A 19,704-nucleotide genomic window follows, 5' to 3' on the forward strand; every position below is an offset into this window, starting at 1 on the left:
TTTTTTCGTGGTGTCCAAGCTAACGCTGTAATTTTAGTCGGCAAATAACTGCATCAGCTGGTCTTGGCGCAGCTGGTCCTTCTCCGCCCCCCGGACGTCCAGTTTAATCTGGCCATCTTGGACCATGACCAATCGATTACCATACTTCAGGGCGTCACTCATTTTATGCGTAATCATCATCGTAGTTAATCGATGAGTGGTGACAATCTCTTGAGTCAGCGCCATCACCTGGGCACTGGTCTGTGGATCCAGGGCAGCCGTGTGTTCATCCAACAAAAGCAAGTCGGGATGACTCAGTGTCGCCATCAACAATGACAATGCCTGTCGCTGGCCACCAGACAGATACTTGACCTGTGTCGCCAACCGGTCTTCCAACCCCATATTCAACGTAGCCAACAACTCACGGTAGCCGGCGTCCCGCTTGGCATGGTGATATAAGCCCAGACTCATGCTGCCCGTGTGTCGGCTGGCCAGCGTGAGGTTCTCCGCCACACTCAACTCGCCCGCTGTACCCAACTTGGGATCTTGAAAAACCCGTGAGAGCCACTGGGCGCGGTAAGCAACGGACTTCTTGGTTACCCGATGGCCGGCCAGTGTCAGTTCTCCGGCATCCACCGGTAGCGTCCCCGCGATCGTATTCAACAGGGTCGACTTCCCGGCACCATTATTGCCAATGACGGAAACGAAGTCGCCCGGATCAATCGTCAGACTAACGTTCTTTAACACGTGTCGTTCATTTGGTGTCCCGGGAAAGAAGACCTTCTGTAGATGCTGGACGCTTAAGACTGCTGATGGACTTGTTTTCATTTTGTTCGACTCCAATCTGTTTGAGGTAGCGCTTTAACTGTTGCCGGGTCCGATACTTATTTCGAATTAGTGGTAGGCAAATGACGATTACCAAAATTCCGGCGGATAATATCTTTAAATCATCGACGGGGAAGCCTAACCCCATCGCCACAGTTAACAGGTACCGATAGATGATAGCCCCTAGAACCATGGCCGACAACCGCAACCAAATCTGACGTCCACGGAGGAAGATTTCCCCCACTAACACGGAGGCCAGGCCAATCACAATGGTCCCGATCCCCATGCCAATGTCGGCATACCCGTTACTCTGGGCAATTAAGGCTCCTGATAGGGCAATACAACCGTTGGAAACCATGTAACCAATGATGACCATCCGATCTGTATGAATCCCATTGGCGGAACTCATAGCCGCATTATTTCCGGTGGCCATAAGGGATAGTCCGAGCCGGGTCTTGAATAACCAGATCAAGACGACCATGACCACCCCGGTCACGATGAGCCCAATACCAATCGTTTGACCATCCAATGTCCAACTCATGGGCAGCCGGTCCATCAAGACCTTCTGGCTTAGCAGCGGCACATTAGACTTTCCCATAATATGCATATTCATGGAGTACAAACCAGTCATGGTCAGGATCCCTGCCAAGAGTGAGGGCATGTGTAGCTTGGTGTCCAGAATTCCGGTCACCCAACCGGCGAGGCAACCGGCAACACATCCGGCAATGGTGGCCATCAGGGCCGACTGTCCCTGGATCATGGCATGCACGGTAACCGCCGCCCCTAAGGGAAAGCTCCCCTCTGTCGTCAAATCAGGAATATCTAAAATACGAAAAGTAATGAACACACCGATCACTAATGGCGCCCACAGGAGCCCCTGACCAATACTGGTGATTAACATAGTTGTTACCCCTTTCTCTGTGCCTAAGGCTCTTTGATCTGACTCGTTTGCATCCCAATGGCCTTGGTATTGGCCTTGTTAACGTAAAGATGCAGCTTTTGGGATTGTTCAACCGCCATATTTTTTGGCTGCTTGTGATTGACCAGGACATCGTAGGCCATCTTCCCCGTTTGCTTACCTAAGTCGTAGTAGTTGATACCATAAGTTGCTGTTCCGCCGTCTTCAGCCATTTCGATTGAGCCGGTGACCACTGGCAACTTGGCTACCTTAGCCTTTTGACCAATCGTCTTCATGGCACTGGCCATCAAATTATCCGTTGGCAGGTACAATCCCGAAACCTTACCCGTCAAGCCGGCTAAGACGCTGGTGACGTCATTGGTGCTGGTGGCGCTGACGATCTTCAGGTTCAGGTGATGCTTCTTGGCATAGGCCTTGGCAAGATTAACCTGAAGGACCGAATTTTCTTCGGATGAGTTGTACATAATTCCTAACGGTTGTTTGCCCTTAGCCATGCTGGCCAGAAGCTTTAATTGCAGGCCAACCGGCGTTAAATCGCTGGTCCCACTGACGTTGGTCTGGGGCTTGTTGTTCGACTTCACCAAGCCCGCAGCCTTGAGATCAGTGACCGCCGTCACTAGAGTTGGCGTGGTGGTGGTTTTCTTCGCCAGGGCCTGTGCGGCTGGCGTCGCAATCCCTACTAACAAATCATTCTTTTGTCGCACCAACTGTTGACTCATGGTATTTAAATTGGCCTGGTCACCTTGAGCATTCAGGTAATGGTAGGTAACCTTCGTCGACTTGTGGTGGGCCTTCAGCTCCTGTTTCAAGCCAGCCTTGAAGCCTTGGCGCCCCTCATCCAATGACCCATGTTGGACCACCTGTAAGATCCCCACCTTCAAGTTATCCTTACCCGATGCTGACTTGCTGGAACAGCCAGCTAAAACCAAGCCTAAACTCATTAATACCAAACCACTCATAAGTAATTTTTTCATTCTCAATTCCTCCAAGGTTATGTTGTCGACCGTGCCATCCGGTCCAGTTTTTAATTAAGGGTTGAACGACCAAACGGCCAATCTCACCAATACGACAGCACTGACTAGCCAGCCCCCCGAGATGTGAGTGATCAGCTCACCCGGTAAGCTTAGCCTGTGAAAACAAAAAAACACCAGATAGATTCAAAGTAGAATCTACCTGGTGTTTATCGGGCCCGATATTATTTCTCCAGATAGATTTTACCCGTATCCATCTGGCGCTAAGTCATGCTGAAAAACTTTAGCTAATCGATAGATACGAACGCATTTGTGCGGCGCGTTCGTATCCAACGGTGTGAATACAAACGCTATCTAAAGAAAAAGCTAAAGGCAAATTGGTTATTTAAATGATTAAGGCTATTCGATTTCATAATGGCAAAATCCCTTTCATTTATCAATTTACAAGTCTAAGTAAACCATTAAAAAATGGCCATGTCAACCCCATAATCTCATTTATTTCTCATCATCAGAATCAAGGAACTGCCGGTAATCGGCATTCAAAGCCAGTCCCATAGCCCCATCTCCGACGTGAACGCCGAAGCTCGGCCCAATGGTGGCCGACTGTAAGGTGACGGTTGGGAGCGCTGCTTGCGCCCAGGCCAGCCACTGTTGTGTCAGTTCCGGTTGATCGGCATTCAAAACGGTCACGATCAAGTGGGTTGTGAATTGTCCCTGTAGGCTAGTGGTTAACCGATCAAACAGATCGTGCCACCCGCTCTTCATCCGCATCGAGCTACCGGCCACTCGCACCTTGCCAGAACTTTCAAAGACCAACAATGGCTTACCAGCCAAAAGTTGGGCATTGGCCGGACCGCGACCAAGGTTCAAGTCCCCCGTACGCAGGAGCGGCTTGATCGAATCCACCACAAAACCTATCTGACAGGTCGATCGTAGTGTTTCGAGACGTTTTAAGATGGTGGGGACATCCGCCCCGCTGGCGACCAATGCGGCCGCTAGCCGAGCCTGCTCACCCATTGGGGTTAACACACCACGTGAATCCCACGGCCAGATTTTCAGGCTTTTAACGTTCTCGGTGAAGGCTCCTAAGGTATTAACGAATCCTGAAATCCCCTGCGAAGGCCCAATCACAATCACGTCGGTCACGCCGCGCTTAGCCAGTGTCTCACAGGTTGTCGCGATCGTCTGCATAGAAATCTGCGGTGCCGTGGGCACCATTTTCTCGCCCTTGCTCAACCGAACTAACCGATAGTAATCGGCGGTACTCAAGTCTTCATATTCATGATATTGCCGATTACCAAACATAATTGGGGCCGACAACAACGTGATCTGTCGTTCCGTGGCTTCATCAAAGTCAATTCCCGCCGAGGTATCTGTCAAAACTGCTATTTTCATGGAACGACCTCCTTTAACCGATCATCCTAACCGATCGCCGATAGTCGCCGTGATGACGGCACTGGCGCCTTCGTTTAAATTCATTATGACCCGCTATTTACCGTCCAGTATACCAAAAATCTACAAAAGATGGTTGACGACTTTTCGGCAATGCCGTACACTAAATTTATTCGATTCGGAAGGAAGGAAAGTTAGATGCAAATGTCTGCTTACAAACTTAATGGACGTTGGCAAAGCCGGTAATCAAGTCGTCATCGTGTTGGATGCGACTTGAGCTCCCAGAGCGATTTTCGCATCTGCGCCGGCTAACTTTCTGATGCAATGGCCCGCACGGATGTTTATTATCCGGTTTGCGGGTCTTTTTCTTTGGGCGCCCAGCCGGTCTGGGCGCCCTTTTTGTATCAACGACCATTCCAGATAAGTGAGGTTGATTAGAAATGAAACGAATGTACAGTCTCATCGCGCTACTATTAATTTTTCTTGGATTCGCCTTTGTTAAGGAACAACACCAGACGGCCGCCAAACAGGCCGTTCCTACCGTCGGCATTCTTCAATTACTGTCGCATCCCGCCCTTGACGCCATCCATAAGGGCATCATTCATGGTCTCGCCGAGGAAGGCTACCACGTCGGTAAAAACGTGAAGATTGATTTTCAAAACGCCCAGAACGACCAGAGTAATCTGAAGACCATGAGTGCCCGCTTCGTCAACGAAGATGCGGACGCCATGATCGGGATCGCCACGCCGGCGGCCCAGGCGTTAGCCAATGCCAGTTCTAAAACCCCCGTCGTCTTGGGGGCCATCACCGACCCTGAGGGGGCCCACCTGGTGAAGAGTAATGAACATCCCGGTAACAACGTCACCGGGGTTTCTGACCAGGCACCACTTAAGTCGCAGCTGCAACTCATTCAAAAGATTATGCCAAGGATGAAGACCCTGGGGATTATCTACACGTCATCGGATGACTCGGCCACCGCTCAGTACCATCAGTTCGCCGCGTTATGCAAACAGGAACACGTTCGTTTGAAAGCCTACTCCATCGCTAACACCAACGACTTGAATCAGGTGGCCCAAGAGATGGTCAGCCAGGTCGACGCCGTCTACGTGCCAACCGACAACACCGTTGCCAGTGCCATGCAGACCTTAGTTGCCACGGCAACTGCTAAGAAGGTTCCTGTCTTCCCGGCCGTCGATACCATGGTCAAAGCCGGTGGCCTAGCCACACTCAGTATCAACCAGTATAAGCTGGGGGTTGAGACGGGTAAGATGACCGCCGCCATCCTGAAGGGTAAGCACCCGGCGGATACCCCTATCCATTTCGAACGGACCGGTGAAATGACGGTCAACCTGTCGCAAGCCAAAAAGTTAGGCATCACATTACCCGAATCAGTGATTAAAGAAGCCAAAGAACATGGGGAGGTCTTCAAATGAGTTTAGCAGTATCCGCAATTGGGCAAGGCCTACTCTGGGCCGTCTTGGGAGTTGGGTTATTCCTAACCTTCAGAATTTTAGATTTTGCCGATATGACCGTTGAGGGCACCTTCCCGTTGGGCGCCGCGACCGCCGTGGCCGCCATCAGCAATGGGATGAACCCCCTGTTAGCAACTCTGTTAGCCTTTGCAATTGGGGCTATCGCCGGTCTAATCACCGGTCTACTATACACCAAGGGCCACATTCCCATCCTATTGGCTGGTATCCTGGTGATGACGGCCTGCTACTCCGTGAATCTGCGGATTATGGGACGGGCCAACGTCTCCTTGCTAGGCAAGGCCACCTTGTTCAAAAACCACTTCCTGGCCTCACTCCCCCAGTACTTCGACAGTGTTGTCTTGGGTGTTCTAGTGATGGTGGTCATCACAACCATCGTCATTTACTTCCTGCAAACCGAGGTTGGCCAAGGATTCATCGCAACCGGTGACAACCAAACCATGGCCCGTTCCCTAGGGATTAATACCGACAACATGAAGATCATGGGCCTCATGGTCTCAAACGGCCTGATTGCTTTTGGCGGTGCGCTGGTGGCCCAAAACAATGGGTACGCCGACGTCAACATGGGGATCGGGATCATTGTCATCGCCTTGGCCTCCATCATTATCGGTGAAGTGGCCTTCGGGGATCTGACCCTGAATCAACGACTAGTTGCCGTCACCCTTGGTAGTATCCTATACCGCTTCGTGCTGCTCCTCGTCTTGAAGCTCGGTTTCAGTGCCAACGATTTGAATTTAATTTCTTCAATTATTCTGGCTATTTGCATGATGCTACCGGTCTTCAAGCACGTCCTTAACTTCAAACACATCTTGAAACGGGGGTTGGATACCAATGACTAAACCATTACTGGAATTGAAAAATGTGGTGTTAAAGGTTAATCGCAACACACCCGAAGAAATTACCATCCTAGATCACCTTAATTTAACCATTAATGACGGCGATTTCATCACCGTGTTAGGTTCCAACGGAGCCGGGAAATCGACCCTCTTCAACGCCATTGGGGGCGACCTCAACATCGATAGTGGTCAGATCCTCCTAAATGGCAGGGACATCTCGCATGAGTCGGTTGAGCGACGGACCCGCTTTCTAGCCCGGGTCTTTCAAGATCCCAAGCTGGGAACGGCACCCCGCATGACTGTCGCCGAAAATCTCTTATTAGCGGAACGCCGTGGTCAGCACCGTCGCCTGGTACCGCGCCAACTCAACAAGCAACTCGAGCGCTACAAGGAACTCACCACGACCATGCATGACGGCCTGGATCAACGCCTAACCACCGCCACCGGCAACCTATCAGGCGGTCAACGACAGGCTTTGAGCTTCCTAATGGCTACCCTAAAGCGACCGGATATTTTGCTTCTCGATGAACACACGGCCGCCTTGGACCCGCAAACCAGCCAGGACCTGATGCACCTGACGAACGAACGGGTTCAGTCCGAACGGCTGACCTGCCTGATGATTACCCATCATCTGGAGGATGCCTTGACCTACGGGAACCGGCTAATTGTTCTCCATCACGGCCAGGTTTCCTACGATGTTGCCGGGGCCGACAAGACTGCCCTGACCACTGAAAAGCTCTACAGCTTCTTTGCCGAAATCGAATAGGAGGCGCTCCCAATGGAAATCGTCATTTCAAACGCTCCCTTTAATCGGGCCGCCGCCCTTTCCCTTCGGCAGGCCATCTTCGTGACCGAACGCGGGATTCCCCGCGAGGTCGAATTCGACGATCGCGACACGCCCGACAGGCTCTACGTCACCGCTTATCAAAATTCAGCGACGCCCGTTGGCACGCTGCGCCTCGAACCCTTGGCCGATCATCAAATACGCTTTGGCCGAGTCTGTACCAGTCGTCGCTTACGCGGCCAGGGTGTCGGGACCCAGGTCTTAACCGCCGCCGAAAATTGGGCCCGCAATCAAGGATACCTGATCGGCATCATCCACGGTGAGGTGACAGCCCAGGGGTTCTACGAACACTGTGGTTATCGGGTTACGGCCGGTCCCTTCCCCGAGGACGGCGCCCCCGTGGTGGTGCTCCAAAAGACCCTCAAGTGATTCATCAACCAACCAACGAAGCGGGCCCTGACAAATGTCAGGGCCCGTTTTATCTACAATGATTGATTTTTTACTAATGGATTAAGGGATTAGCCCTGATACGTCTTAATTAATGCTTGCGTCCCATCATCGCCCAGGTGGAAGTCATCCACCATAATTTCATAGAGCTGCTTAGCCTGCTTGGTCGCTGGCAACTTCAGGTCCAGGTGATCGGCTTCATCCAAGGCAATCCGCAGATCCTTTAGAAAGTGCTTGGCGAAGAAGCCCGGCGTGTAATCGCCCTTCAAGATTCGCGGAACATAGTTATCCATGCTCCAATTGTCAGCACCACCACTACTCAGCGTTGCCAACACCTGCGGTAAGTCCAACTCGGCCGCCTTCGCATAGACCAGCATTTCAGTAAGCCCGGTCATCGTCCCCGCAATCATAATCTGATTGGCCATCTTGGTATGTTGTCCCTTACCTGCAGAACCAAAGTAACTCACGCGTTGTCCGATTTGTTGAAAAATCGGGACCAGTTGATCGTAGGCCGACCGGTCGCCCCCCACCATCACGGTCAGGGTTGCATTCTTAGCGCCGATGTCACCGCCAGATACTGGGGCGTCGAGCGCCTCCAGGCCATGATCGTGAGCCATCTGCGTCAATTTAACCGCCAGGGCAGGAGTACTCGTAGTTAGATCAACCACAATACTTCCTGGTTCGGCACCGGCAAAGACGCCATTAGCCCGCGTATAAACCGCCTCAACATCTTGGGGATAGCCCACCATAGTCATGATGAGGGTCGCCTGAGCAGCGACGGCCTTAGGTGAATCTGCCCACGTGGCCCCGGCATCCAAGACCGTCTGAGCATGCGCCTGTGTTCGGTTATAGACCACCACTTCCTGGCCGGCTGCCAATAGATTCGTCACGATTCCCGTTCCCATGACGCCCGTTCCAATGAACCCGATTTTCATACAGCATCCCTCCACTTAATCGTTCCATTCATCCTACCACGTCCACAAAAAAAGATGGCCGTAGTCATCCCGGTTAATTATGATTCAGTTGATTCAGTTGATTTAGTCGCTTCGTCTTGCTTAGTCTGTGCCCGACGCCGTTTACGAATCACATGAATAATCAAAGTGATAACAATCGCTGCCAGCACAACTATCCCAAACAAGGCGGCGGGAATTTCAATGTCGATGGCGGGAATCGAGATGAACAGTTTAACCGCGATCAGGCCAATTAAGATATAAGCCATCGGTTCCAACTCGGGAATCCGTTGCATCAACTTCATGATAACTTCAGCCACTCCCCGCATCGCTAAGATTCCAATCAAGCCACCGATTAAAACAATGACCGGATTAGACGAAATAGCTAATGACGCCAGAACGGAGTCCACCGAGAAAATGATATCCATCATTTCAATTTGCAATACCACGGACCAGAAAAGTGGTAAGATTCGCCGTTTCCGATCGCTCACCAACTTCCGGGTATGCTTAACCCGAGTTCGCGTGAAGAACTGCAGGACCAAGTATGCCAGGTACAACGCACCCACGACTTTAATCTCCCAGAAATGAATCAGGTAGGTCCCCAGCCCAATAATGATGAACCGGAAAATATAAGCCCCCCAAATCCCGTAGAACAATGACTCTTCTCGTTGCTTTTGCGTTGGTAGTGATTGCGTTTGGGCGGCTAAGACCACCGCATTATCGACAGAGAGTAAACATTCAATCATAACCAATGAAAAGATGATTAACCAGTCGTTGCCTGAGGTAATCACGGTTTCCCAATTGTGAAGATCAAAGAATGGCCCATATAGTTGGCCTAAGAAATGTAGCAATGCTTGGTTCAGCTCCTTAATAACAAAATTTATTTTTGACTAGTCTACCATATCTCCTGTTAACTTGCGACTCATTAAGTCAATTGAGCCGCGATCCTTTTCGCTCGTTTGTAAGTTAACTTATCTCATTTACAATTTAAATTATTTAAATTGTCACTGAAATGCCATCATCCTGTTACCACTTCGCAACCAATTCGCGTTAAGATGGGGCTACTTTATGGGGAATGGATGATGATTGTGAAAAAAATCTTAATGTTGGTTGGCACCGCCGTGGCGGTCATGGGCCTCACACCGGCCATGACGGCTCACGCTCGCAGTTACCTGACGATCACGTCAAGTAACAAGACAAGCTACAACGCCCGATTCGTCAGACAGGGTAGTCGGAACGACGGCATTTATTACTATGCCCCCTACTACACCCAACAGTCGGCCAAAACCCGGGATGCCAGTGGCAAGAACTGGCAGCACCGGTTCGTTCGGGTTAGCCAAACGGTCAAGCTGTCGAACGGCGCGACCTTTGTTAAATTCTCGTGGTATGGTAAGACGATTGGCTGGGTTGACCAATCAGCGTTGCAAAAGTATAGCCGCTCACAAAATGCCACAGCCCTCATGAACCGCGCCCACTTCCAGGGACGGGCGCTCCTGTTCAATAACTTTACTAAGGGGGCTAGCCACATTAGTGTCGGTTACGCCGATGCAACCACCAAGACGGCCACGACTACTTCAACCCTATTTCCAATCGCCTCGCTACAAAAGGTCATGACGGGTGCCATCATCGAACAATTAGCAGCTTCGAAGAAATTATCACTCAATAACAAATTAAGTCAATACTACCCGAGTGTCCGGAACAGTGGTAGCATCACGCTACGTCAGCTATTGAATCACCGCTCTGGAATCAATATGAACGAGACGACACCGGGTACGCTGTTAACATCCCAGGCAGCCGAAATCAACTACACCTTGGCTCAAATGCAGGTCGCCAGCAACGGGACCTACAATTACACCAACGCTAACTACACCTTATTGGCCGGGGTGGCTTCCAAGGTGACTGGTCAATCTTACGACCAACTGGTTCAAAACCGAATCATCAAGCCGCTGGGACTCAAGCATACCTATTCCTGGAATGCCTTACCTGCTAATAGCTCCGTTGCCAACGGCTATAAATTTGCTAACGGTAAAAATTATCAGTCCAAAAATGTCTCGCAGAAATTAATGTCTTCCCTATTGGGGGCCGGTAACTACTACTCAACCCCCGAGGATTACTATGCCATCCAAAAAGGGATTCGGAATGGCAAGATCTTAACCAAAAACCAATACTATGACTTGGCTAACGACTATAAAATAAATTATGCTGGGGGCCTTTACCACTATAGTGGTGGCATCAAGCGGGTCCGGGGCTCGCTGAGCGGTGCGGGCTATAACAACCTATTGTATGGTTCCGAGGGCAATAAGAAGGGGGTCATCCTCTTTGCCAATCAGAGTCCAACCCGCAATATAGATTCATTGGGAAAGACACTCTACGATCTCGCTCGCTACTACAACGAAAATTAATCGTCAAAAGGACCAGACCGGCAGACGCCGATCTGGTCCTTATTTGATTTAGGTATCATACTCGTTGAGATTATACGTGACAATCACGTTAGTCAGCTTCTTTGCATACTTGGGATCCGTCGCGTAACCGTTACTTTGTAATAACTTGGCGGCCTCTTGATAGTTAGTCACAGTCTGCTTGAAGTAGCTTTTCTTTAATAGCTCATCGTGATCCAGAATTGCCGCCGTCAACGTCGGGTAGTCCCGAAAGTTCGCGTTCACTTGAATTTTCTTACCGTTGACATATTCCGTTGTGGGGAAGGCCTTGGTCCGTCCTTCATAACTTCCCTTGACCCCAAAGGGATTGTTAGCTTGAACGAAGAGATCCGAGGTCCCCCAACTCGACTCGAGGATCGCCTGCGCAATCACGATGCTCGGTAACACCTGCCCGTTCTGACGATAAACTCGGACAGCCGGTGCCGCCATTTTCTTGATAAACTTTCGTTGGTTTTCGGATTCATTATCAATAGAAGAACTACTCGTATTCGTAATTGTGGCTCGTTGAAATTCTGTTTTTATCTTTCCCCGCAACATCAGGCCGCTCCCAAGGACCAAGAGGACCATGACAAAAATCCAGGTGGCGGTGGCAGGGTTATTTTGACGACGTTTCGTTCGACGACGCTTAGGCACCCGGATCCCTCCAATTTCAGTTATAATAGAGTCAATTATAGGCAGTTTTTCCAAGCAAACCCAGATATTTCTAAAAAGCTCAAGAAAAATTAATCTTTTCGAAAGGAGGGACCCCGGATGTTCCTCAGTAGTTGCATCATTCTCTTATGTATCGCGGCCCTGGCCAACTTCTGGCAACCACGCGGCTTAGCCAGCCTGGTCACCACCGGCCTCTGTGGCGCCGGAATTACCCTCCTTGCCACATTCTCTCACCATCCCTGGGCCCAGGTCATTGGGGCCATCGGCTGGACGATTATGGGCCTCATTGCCCTAGCGGGGGTCGGTATCCTGGCCCTCATCCTAGTCGCCCCACACCGCGTCGTTCGCAAGCACGAGCGTCTAACCAGCGGTATCCTACTCATCGTCTGGGCGGCTGTCTTTTTGAACGGCGGCTGGCTAACTAGTCTGCTCGCCGGTCGATTGGACTTCAGTCTCTGGGAATGGTTCGGCTTTGTTCCTGTCTTCACGTTATACATCGGCCTAATCTTTGGGGCCAGTCTACTGGGGGTTGCCCGGGCCGCCCTGTTACGAAGCCAACGAGCCGATACCATTGTCATCTTAGGCGCAGGCCTATTACGCGGCCACCACATTGGCCGGGTGTTGGGCAATCGACTGCTGGCCGGCTTACGGTTAGCCAATCGTCAAAAAACACCACCCGTCATCATTGTGACTGGTGGTCAAGGACCAGATGAAACGATGAGTGAGGCCGCCGCCATGGCAGCCTTTCTGCAACGTCACGGCTACGATACCGCTAAGATTAGGCTTGAAGACCAGGCCACCAACACCCAGACGAACCTCATCAATAGTCAACGTCTCTGGCAACGCCTGCCCCACGGGGGTGGCCGCGTCGTGGTGGTTACTAGTAACTATCACTTGTTCCGCGCAGAATACCTGGCCAGCCGCTTAGGCCTCATCATCGGTGGCTATCCCGCCCCCACTCGATTAACTTATTTACCACTCGGCTGGTCCCGCGAATTCCTGGCAATTTTGATGTTTCATCCCCGGCTTCACCGGGGCGTCCTAATTGCCCTGTTCACGGTTAACCTCTTATGGATGATCAGTTAAGACTGGTCGCCTGTAACTCATTGGCTAGGGGATAGAATTTCGGTTCGGTCCAGGTCAACATCGTCGGTGTCAACCGCAATTTCACCAGGTCCAATCGATTATACGGTTGAAAATAATAGGTCAATGATTCACTACACGTTGCCGCGCGATAGACCGAATAGGTTGGCCGATATTGGCGACTCTTGGGCACCGTCACGCTGTCTAACAGATGCCAGGCACTAACAATTCCCGCGGCCTCGTCGGCTGGTAACTCCGCGCGTTCCTTATAATAGGCCGCACGCACGAACCGGCCCCCCGGTGTAAATGAACTACTGGGAACCGGCTTGCCTGAGAAGCTACCGGTACTCACCCGCGACGCGTTTAATGGCAAGGTTCCGGCCAGAAAATCTTCCGTATAGTTGACGTAATCGCCGAGTCGGTCGAGTTGCCGTTCAAAGTCCTTACTGTTGGTGACCACCCCCAAAGGATTGTCCCGCACCCTCATGGGAAAGTGAGTGGGTTCAATGACCACCGTTCGTCCGGTGCGGTCTACCACGGCAAAGTGCAATTCCGAATCGCCAATGTTGTTGATGGCATAGCGATTACTCATGAGCTGAACTTCATCGATATGGGCTTCAATCTCAGCAACCGAGGCAAACCGCCCCAACAAATAAAAAGAAAATTCATACGGCGCTAGGTGAACTAAACCTAGCGTCGGTTTTTCAACCAGATGCGACCCGTTGGCAAACGTTAGCTTCTGGACGCTGAGGCCCATTTCATTAACCCCATCGGAGACATCGATTTCGTCATCATGGGCACCACCGCCACCAATCATGGCATAGCGATTGGTGTACCGCCGATTATCATAGAGGCTGGCCCACTGGTACTGCCGGGGGACAAATAAGGGCTGGACCGCTAAGCGGTGCCAGTCCATTGTTCTTGCCAGAATGTGCTGACCATCCTTCGTGATTTGTAAAATACTCGTACACATGACCTGTCCTCCTTATCTACGCAGCTAGCCCTTTGGATCGACTGCCGCTAAGAGTCGATCAACATTGGTGGAACGATTGGTCTTGGCCGCCGTCAATAACGCCTGAAACCGCCGATCAATCTCCGGTTCTGCCTCGTGAATCGTTTGGTCCGCAGCGACCGTCGCCGTAACCTGTAAGTAAGCATACATAACTTGACTCTGATCGAGTCCCGACTCCTTAGCAAGCTTGGTGGCCAATGCGTAGCGATCATCGGTAAGCATGGCCGCAAATGGACTCTGGTAAGAATTTCTAGAACACATCAGGTTCCCACCTTTCTTTTTGTAAGTCACTTTAGACTTTACTTTAACGGCTTAACCATTTAAGTCAACTAAAGAGTTTCTTAAACTTTCTTAAATCGGTAAGAATCAGTCCAGACACCTGGTCATTATGGTAAAATTAACACTGAACTGCACCCTGCTTGCACGGCGGGAATTTCATTACATAGAGAGGACTCAGATTACAAATGCAAGAACGGATTAGAAAGCTCCATCATAACCGAATTTTTGCACTCGTATTCTGGTTAGTTGTGGTCTTTGCGGCCATCGTCACCTTACCAAATGTGAATACTATTATTCAGTATGACGGTCAACCACAATTAGCGAATACGAGTCAACCCGTGAAAGCTACCCAGATTCGCAATACCTGGGGTCGTAATCTCAACGGAACCTACACCGTCAACGCGGTCTTTAACAATCCTAGCGGCGCCTTAAACAACAAACAATTAGCGTCCATTAACAAAACTGTTTCCGAATTACAGAAACGGTCCAGCTATTACGGGATCAAAAAGATCACAACCATGACGAATACCCCTACCAGTCAGCCTCAATTGTTCTCGAAAGACAAATCCACCGAGGTTGTCCAGTTGGCAGTTAGCCATAATCAAGGGACTGTTCGCCAAATCTCCAATCAATTAAAGTCACAGATTGCGACAGTTGGCCTCAACACCTACGTGACTAGCCCTGAAATTGTGAGCGATGCCGCTAACCAGCACATTGCTTCCTTTACATTAATTGTCATCATCATGACCCTGGTCTTAGCCCTCGTGGCAATGGGCATTCTCTTTGCCTCAATCATTGCCCCAATTATTAGTTTTCTAGCTATTTTAATTAGTTACATTTCTACGCTAAGCCTGGCCACCAATTTAGCCTACCACTGGAACTTCGCATACTCCGAGTACACGCCCATCTTCCTCTTGCTAGGCATTGGCCTCTTCACGCTACTCACGAACTTCTGGTTCTTCCGGGAATTACGTGAACGCGTGGATGATGGTGCCGATAGTCAAGCAGCTACCACGGCAGTCATCACCAGCTTAGGTTACCGGGTGCTGATTAGTACCCTGACCCTAACCATTGCCTTTGGTGGGTTGATGCTATTCGACTTTTCCACCATTCGAGCATTCGGCCTGTTGGGCATTGGCTTTGCCATCACCGGGATTGCCTCGGTTACCTTGGTTCCGGTCTTTGCCGGAATGCTGGGTTCCAGTCTCTTCTGGCCTAAAAAAACCCGGCCACAACTCAAGGACCACAAGCTTTGGCATTCACTGGCGCGGTTTGGCCTTTGGCAGCCTTGGATTGCCGTCCTGTTGGCCCTGTATTTACTGGGCCCCGTGGCCTTTGGTTTCCATACCCGCTTAAACTACAATAACACCCAGGATATTCCCAATAATCAAGCCGTGCAGGGTGCGCGGGTCTTAAGTGCTCACTTCGGCCAAGGCAAGTCCACCCCGGTGACACTTTACATTCAGACCAATAAGCGTTTAAACAATCAAAATCAACTGTTTGAAATTGATAATCTGACCAAGAAGTTAAAGGCACAGCCAGGCGTTGCGTCCGTCACTTCCGTTACCCAACCCGGTGGTCAACCGATCACCCAGTATTACGTTTCTAGTCAACTCAGCTCCCTCAATGAAAATTTGAACGGGGTCATCGGTCAGCTAGGCACGTTACGTAAAGATCTGAAGTCCGACAAGTCTAACTTGAAGGAGAAGGACCTCCAATCGGAAGTTAAGCGCCTCAGCAAACTGAGCACGCAAACGAACAGTTTAGTTAGCGACAGCAGTACGCTCTCCAGCTCCCTGCAATCGGCGCTCAGCCAATCCAGTGCTTCTGGTAGCCAGGCCTCCAAGAAGGTTGCCCGCTATATCAATCAATTAAATGCCGTCAACGCCGAGCTAAACAGCGCGGTGGGCACAATGTCCAGCCTATCTGGTGCCGCCACCACAACCAACACGGGCGTGGGTACGGCTTCCACCAATCTGTCGAGCTATGCTTCTGGCATCAAGTCGGTTAACGATAGCTTAGGCACTTCTCGTAAACATGTGAAGGATATGCAAACTTCCTTGAATAGTATTTATGGCTACCTTGGTGGTCTGCAAACTTCCGAAGCGGCCAAGTCCTTATACCTGTCGCCAACTCAGTTGGCTAGCGGTGATTTCCAACAATCATTGGTCAACTTTACCGATGAAAAGGTCAAGGCTACTTACCTGACGATTACGTTGAAACAAGCCCCAAATGCCAAAGACACGACTCAAACCTTGGAACACCTCCAAGACTTGACCAAGAGTCAACTACGGGGGACCTCACTAAAAGATGCCAAGTTGACCTTCACTGGTCAACCGGTCGTTGCTAGCACCATTCAGCAACAGTACCAACACGATCTACCACGGGTCATCGCACTGGTATTCGGCGTCACCCTATTACTCCTGATCGTCTTTAGTCGTTCAATCCTACAACCACTCTACTGGTTCCTGACCTTCGCCGCTTCGGCCCTCGGCAGTTACCAATTGACGCAGGTCTTGATGCGGTGGTTAACCGGCAACAATGAATTCAACTGGCAGGTGCCGTTACTGGCATTCATTCCACTCACGGTCTTAGCCGTCGTCGAATTGACCCAGCTGGCCCTGAGTTTCCGGTTAAACGATGCGCCATTGCTTGACTGGCTCCTACCGGGAATCAACGACTGTGGTCAGACCATGCGGCACTCAATGTTCTTAGTCATTGCCAGTGTCTTAGGCCTCCTCGCCGCTGAATCACAAGTTCTGACAGCGGTGGCCTTGATTACCATCTTCACGGCCATCATCTTCAATCTGTTATTACCAATCATGGCCGCCTCCTTCGGGAAGTTATCCGTGATCATTCCGAACCAAAAGCCTTACCAGTTCCGCTTAGGTAAGGGCACTCACCGTCGCGGTGCTCATGCGCGTCACGACGATTCTGAAGACTAATTCAGCCAATAAAAAATGCGTTGCCGCCAATTCGACGGTAACGCATTTTTTGAGACAACTTTTTACGGAATTTATCATTCTCTTGGTCAATCATCTAATGCCCCTTCAGGATGATTAATTGGGCGTAATGGCCATCAAGCGACGAACCTCGGCGTTAGGTAACAGCCGATAATGAACGCCCCCGTCCGCCGGTAGAAGTGCCAACAGCGTTTGATTAGCATCAAATGCCCCCAGGTTAAGGGCCATCTCGCCATCGATTTGTAACAAGCCCTGTAACCCGCGATCTACGAAGCGATGGATCTGCTCCGCTCGCGCCCGCCGTTCCGTTGCCCGCTTAGCCGCGGCGGCCAACGTCAGTCCTTCATCCAAGAAGTATTTGATTATTGAAACCTGGATAAAGGTCTTGAATGTATAGACTCGCGCCTGCTTTTCATCCGGCCGATCCTGCGATTGGATGAGCCCCTTTTGTTCCCAGTAACGTAATTGTCGAGCCGAAACGCCGGTCATCGAGGCGATTTCACCAATTCGAAATACTAGCCGTTTCACATCAAAAACCTGTCGTAATTCGTCTGAAAATTCCGCCATGACCGTCATCCCTCTCGTGATCTTTTCATTATTTTAACAATATTTGCCAAGAAACACCAATGGCTGTCATAAAAGTAACGGTTTGTTTAAGACATTTAATAGCATTGCAACTGCTCTGTTACACAACTGTCACATTACATTGGTATTCTTAAACATGTAAAAATCATGAGGGGTGTTCATTAGAATGAAGAAAGTTATTAAAACAATTGCATCAATTGCACTAGTTTTTGTCGGGTTTGTCGCTTTTAGTACCAGCAACACAACCACTGCTTCTGCCGCTAGCAACACGACCTACAAGTCCGTTTACAAAGTTGCTAAGGCACATATGGGTGCCCGTTACTCTTGGGGTGCCACTGGTCCTTCTTCCTTTGACTGTTCAGGTTTTACCAGCTACGTTTACAAGAAGGGCGCCAAGGTTAAGTTGGCCCGGACGGCACAAGCACAATACAATTCTTTAAAGCACGTCAGCTACAAGAACATCAAAAAAGGCGACTTGGTCTTCTTCGGTGGTAGCAAATGGTCCATCTCCCACGTTGGCTTATACGTCGGTGGCGGCAAGATGATCGATGCTCAAAACCGCGGCGTTGTCCGTGAAGCAGTTCATGCCCCTTGGTGGCACGCTGTTGGTTACGCCCGCGTTGCCGACGCTGACTAATTATTCATTGAACCTCATGATTTCAATTGAACGATTTAAATAAGTTAAACCGCTGTCCGCAAGTAATTGACTTGGGACGGCGGTTTTTTTGATCAAAAAAGTGGTCAGCTTTTGCGACCACCCTTACCGTGACAATATTAACCGTATTCAGTTACCGATGACTAGCCGCATATTCGGCCGTCTGGTGTTCAATCCCGGCTTCCATAAACGTCTCGCCAACCGGAACAAAACCGAGCTGACGGTAGAAGTCTAACGCCGTCACCTGGGCATCCAACTCAATATGCGCCACGCCCGAAGCTTCAGCATCGTGAATGATTTGCTGGATTAATGAACCGGCATAGCCTTGCTTCCGAGCATTCGCCACCGTGGCCACTCGCTGAATCTTTAACCGATTACCGGCCAGCATATCAAGCCGTGCCGTCGTGACCGGCTGGTCATCGACATAGCCAACGTAATGCATCTTATCCTCATCGGTACCGTCTAATTCTAACTTGGGGTCAATCCCTTGTTCATTGATAAATACCGCCTTACGAATGGCTAAGGCGTCGTCATAACAGGGATTTAATTTTCCCCACGCGCGTCGACATTCCATTGTGTCGGCCTCCCTTAATCTTTTTGATTGTAGCTCAGGACCTGAATATCATCCGGTGTTAATCGCAGCTTGGTGACACTCCCATTGGCCGGCCGCACACTCAAGTCATACTTTCCCTGACCATACCGTTCCATCAGGCTAAGTAAGGTATTTCCATGGCTGATCAGTAGGACATTGTCGCCATCCTTCAGATTAGGCGCCTGGCGAATCAGGTCAAAGCCTTGGTCCACTCGGTTCCAATAGTCTTGGTTATCTTCCGCCTGGTGGAAGGGATCGGCCGCCTTCAAGAAGTCCTTGGCCTTACCGATTGAGTACTTCTCCTCAATTGCCTTAAAGGTCGATGTGCCATGCGGCGCCCCCGCTACATACCAGGCTTGGGCCATATCGGTTCCTTCATAGTAGCCGTAGAACTCTTCGCGGAAAAATGATGCCGGTGTCAGCTTGGCTGCTGGGACACTGTGATTAGCCGCTAGGATGGTCTCAGCGGTCTGTTCCGCCCGAGTAGTGTCACTACAGTACGCCGCAGCGAAGACGACGTCCTGCAGCCGAGTACCGGCACTTCGGGCATCGGCCATGCCCGCGTCGGTCAGGGGAGAATTACTCCACCCTTGCAACTTGTTATAAATGTTGAAATAGGTCTGTCCGTGACGCACGACATACAGGGTTATCTGCTTGTCCATCTCGTATTCCACACCTTTCCCATAAACTTATCTTCAGTTTACCAATTTTTCGGCTCGGGTGCCCTTATTTTCCCGCCCGGCGTTAAAGTTTTCCTAAACTTCGGTCGAACAACGATCCAATTACGGGGAATTTGCTACCATGGAGAAGACCTGAACCACCGGTTCCCGTAGCTTGCGGGAGGAACTATGTT

The 19,704-nt window shown here is 50.4% G+C and carries 20 protein-coding genes; 8 read left to right on the forward strand and 12 right to left on the reverse strand.

What is annotated here, in order from left to right:
• Positions 1–33: 33 nt before the first annotated feature.
• The 4 genes from LSE01S_RS07205 to LSE01S_RS07220 all read right to left on the reverse strand — a co-directional run bounded on the left by LSE01S_RS07205 (position 34) and on the right by LSE01S_RS07220 (position 4,089).
• Complete coding sequence (locus LSE01S_RS07205; RefSeq protein WP_061776961.1) at positions 34–807, reverse strand: ABC transporter ATP-binding protein; 774 nt, start codon at positions 805–807, stop codon at positions 34–36.
• Positions 734–1,705: an ABC transporter permease subunit gene (locus tag LSE01S_RS07210; protein ID WP_061776962.1), complete on the reverse strand. Its 972-nt coding sequence runs from the start codon at positions 1,703–1,705 to the stop codon at positions 734–736. Before LSE01S_RS07210 ends, LSE01S_RS07205 begins: the two co-directional genes overlap by 74 nt.
• Before the next feature lie 23 nt (positions 1,706–1,728).
• Positions 1,729–2,697 (reverse strand): ABC transporter substrate-binding protein, encoded by a 969-nt coding sequence (locus tag LSE01S_RS07215; RefSeq protein ID WP_061776963.1) that lies wholly within the window; start codon positions 2,695–2,697, stop codon positions 1,729–1,731.
• Between the two features lie 492 nt (positions 2,698–3,189).
• A complete protein-coding gene (locus tag LSE01S_RS07220; protein ID WP_061776964.1) occupies positions 3,190–4,089 on the reverse strand; it encodes a DegV family protein in 900 nt (299 codons plus the stop codon).
• 437 nt (positions 4,090–4,526) lie between these two features.
• On the opposite strand from LSE01S_RS07220, the gene trpX reads away from it, so the two are divergent.
• The 4 genes from trpX to LSE01S_RS07240 are packed head-to-tail and all read left to right on the forward strand — an operon-like array spanning position 4,527 to position 7,625.
• A complete protein-coding gene (trpX, locus tag LSE01S_RS07225; protein WP_061776965.1) occupies positions 4,527–5,519 on the forward strand; it encodes a tryptophan ABC transporter substrate-binding protein in 993 nt (330 codons plus the stop codon).
• Positions 5,516–6,415 (forward strand): ABC transporter permease, encoded by a 900-nt coding sequence (locus tag LSE01S_RS07230; RefSeq protein WP_061776966.1) that lies wholly within the window; start codon positions 5,516–5,518, stop codon positions 6,413–6,415. Before trpX ends, LSE01S_RS07230 begins: the two co-directional genes overlap by 4 nt.
• Positions 6,408–7,178, forward strand: a complete 771-nt coding sequence (locus tag LSE01S_RS07235; protein WP_061776967.1) for an ABC transporter ATP-binding protein — start codon at positions 6,408–6,410, stop codon at positions 7,176–7,178. Before LSE01S_RS07230 ends, LSE01S_RS07235 begins: the two co-directional genes overlap by 8 nt.
• Positions 7,179–7,190: 12 nt before the next feature.
• A complete protein-coding gene (locus LSE01S_RS07240; RefSeq protein WP_061776968.1) occupies positions 7,191–7,625 on the forward strand; it encodes a GNAT family N-acetyltransferase in 435 nt (144 codons plus the stop codon).
• A gap of 89 nt (positions 7,626–7,714) precedes the next feature.
• Here the strand turns inward: LSE01S_RS07240 and LSE01S_RS07245 are convergent, their stop codons facing one another.
• Positions 7,715–8,578: an NAD(P)-dependent oxidoreductase gene (locus LSE01S_RS07245; RefSeq protein ID WP_061776969.1), complete on the reverse strand. Its 864-nt coding sequence runs from the start codon at positions 8,576–8,578 to the stop codon at positions 7,715–7,717.
• Positions 8,579–8,655: 77 nt separating this feature from the next.
• Positions 8,656–9,444, reverse strand: coding sequence for a TerC family protein (locus LSE01S_RS07250; RefSeq protein ID WP_061776970.1), 789 nt, complete (start codon positions 9,442–9,444; stop codon positions 8,656–8,658).
• A gap of 231 nt (positions 9,445–9,675) precedes the next feature.
• Between LSE01S_RS07250 and LSE01S_RS07255 the strand changes: the two genes are divergently transcribed.
• Positions 9,676–10,995 (forward strand): serine hydrolase domain-containing protein, encoded by a 1,320-nt coding sequence (locus tag LSE01S_RS07255; RefSeq protein WP_235808319.1) that lies wholly within the window; start codon positions 9,676–9,678, stop codon positions 10,993–10,995.
• A gap of 48 nt (positions 10,996–11,043) precedes the next feature.
• Here the strand turns inward: LSE01S_RS07255 and LSE01S_RS07260 are convergent, their stop codons facing one another.
• Positions 11,044–11,664, reverse strand: coding sequence for a glycoside hydrolase family 73 protein (locus tag LSE01S_RS07260; RefSeq protein WP_082622292.1), 621 nt, complete (start codon positions 11,662–11,664; stop codon positions 11,044–11,046).
• A 117-nt stretch (positions 11,665–11,781) separates the two neighbouring features.
• Between LSE01S_RS07260 and LSE01S_RS07265 the strand changes: the two genes are divergently transcribed.
• On the forward strand, positions 11,782–12,768 hold the full coding sequence (locus tag LSE01S_RS07265) for a YdcF family protein (RefSeq protein ID WP_061776971.1): 987 nt from the start codon (positions 11,782–11,784) through the stop codon (positions 12,766–12,768).
• Here the strand turns inward: LSE01S_RS07265 and LSE01S_RS07270 are convergent.
• Complete coding sequence (locus LSE01S_RS07270; RefSeq protein ID WP_061776972.1) at positions 12,761–13,738, reverse strand: choloylglycine hydrolase family protein; 978 nt, start codon at positions 13,736–13,738, stop codon at positions 12,761–12,763. The genes LSE01S_RS07265 and LSE01S_RS07270 overlap by 8 nt on opposite strands.
• 24 nt (positions 13,739–13,762) lie before the next feature.
• A complete protein-coding gene (locus tag LSE01S_RS07275) occupies positions 13,763–14,038 on the reverse strand; it encodes a hypothetical protein (RefSeq protein WP_061776973.1) in 276 nt (91 codons plus the stop codon).
• Between the two features lie 203 nt (positions 14,039–14,241).
• On the opposite strand from LSE01S_RS07275, the gene LSE01S_RS07280 reads away from it, so the two are divergent.
• Complete coding sequence (locus LSE01S_RS07280) at positions 14,242–17,001, forward strand: MMPL family transporter (protein WP_061776974.1); 2,760 nt, start codon at positions 14,242–14,244, stop codon at positions 16,999–17,001.
• A gap of 114 nt (positions 17,002–17,115) precedes the next feature.
• Here the strand turns inward: LSE01S_RS07280 and LSE01S_RS07285 are convergent, their stop codons facing one another.
• Positions 17,116–17,586 (reverse strand): MerR family transcriptional regulator, encoded by a 471-nt coding sequence (locus tag LSE01S_RS07285; protein ID WP_061776975.1) that lies wholly within the window; start codon positions 17,584–17,586, stop codon positions 17,116–17,118.
• A gap of 184 nt (positions 17,587–17,770) precedes the next feature.
• Here LSE01S_RS07285 and LSE01S_RS07290 point away from each other — a divergent pair, with 184 nt between their 5' ends.
• Positions 17,771–18,241, forward strand: a complete 471-nt coding sequence (locus LSE01S_RS07290) for a C40 family peptidase (RefSeq protein WP_061776976.1) — start codon at positions 17,771–17,773, stop codon at positions 18,239–18,241.
• A 151-nt stretch (positions 18,242–18,392) separates the two neighbouring features.
• On the opposite strand, the gene LSE01S_RS07295 is transcribed toward LSE01S_RS07290, so the two are convergent.
• The gene (locus LSE01S_RS07295) at positions 18,393–18,833 is read right to left on the reverse strand and encodes a GNAT family N-acetyltransferase (protein WP_061776977.1); all 441 of its coding nucleotides are present in this window, start codon (positions 18,831–18,833) and stop codon (positions 18,393–18,395) included.
• A gap of 14 nt (positions 18,834–18,847) precedes the next feature.
• A complete protein-coding gene (locus LSE01S_RS07300) occupies positions 18,848–19,513 on the reverse strand; it encodes a histidine phosphatase family protein (protein WP_061776978.1) in 666 nt (221 codons plus the stop codon).
• Between the last annotated feature and the right edge of the window lie 191 nt (positions 19,514–19,704).

The sequence above is a fragment of the Levilactobacillus senmaizukei DSM 21775 = NBRC 103853 genome (assembly GCF_001592085.1).
Classification (GTDB): Bacteria; Bacillota; Bacilli; order Lactobacillales; family Lactobacillaceae; genus Levilactobacillus; species Levilactobacillus senmaizukei.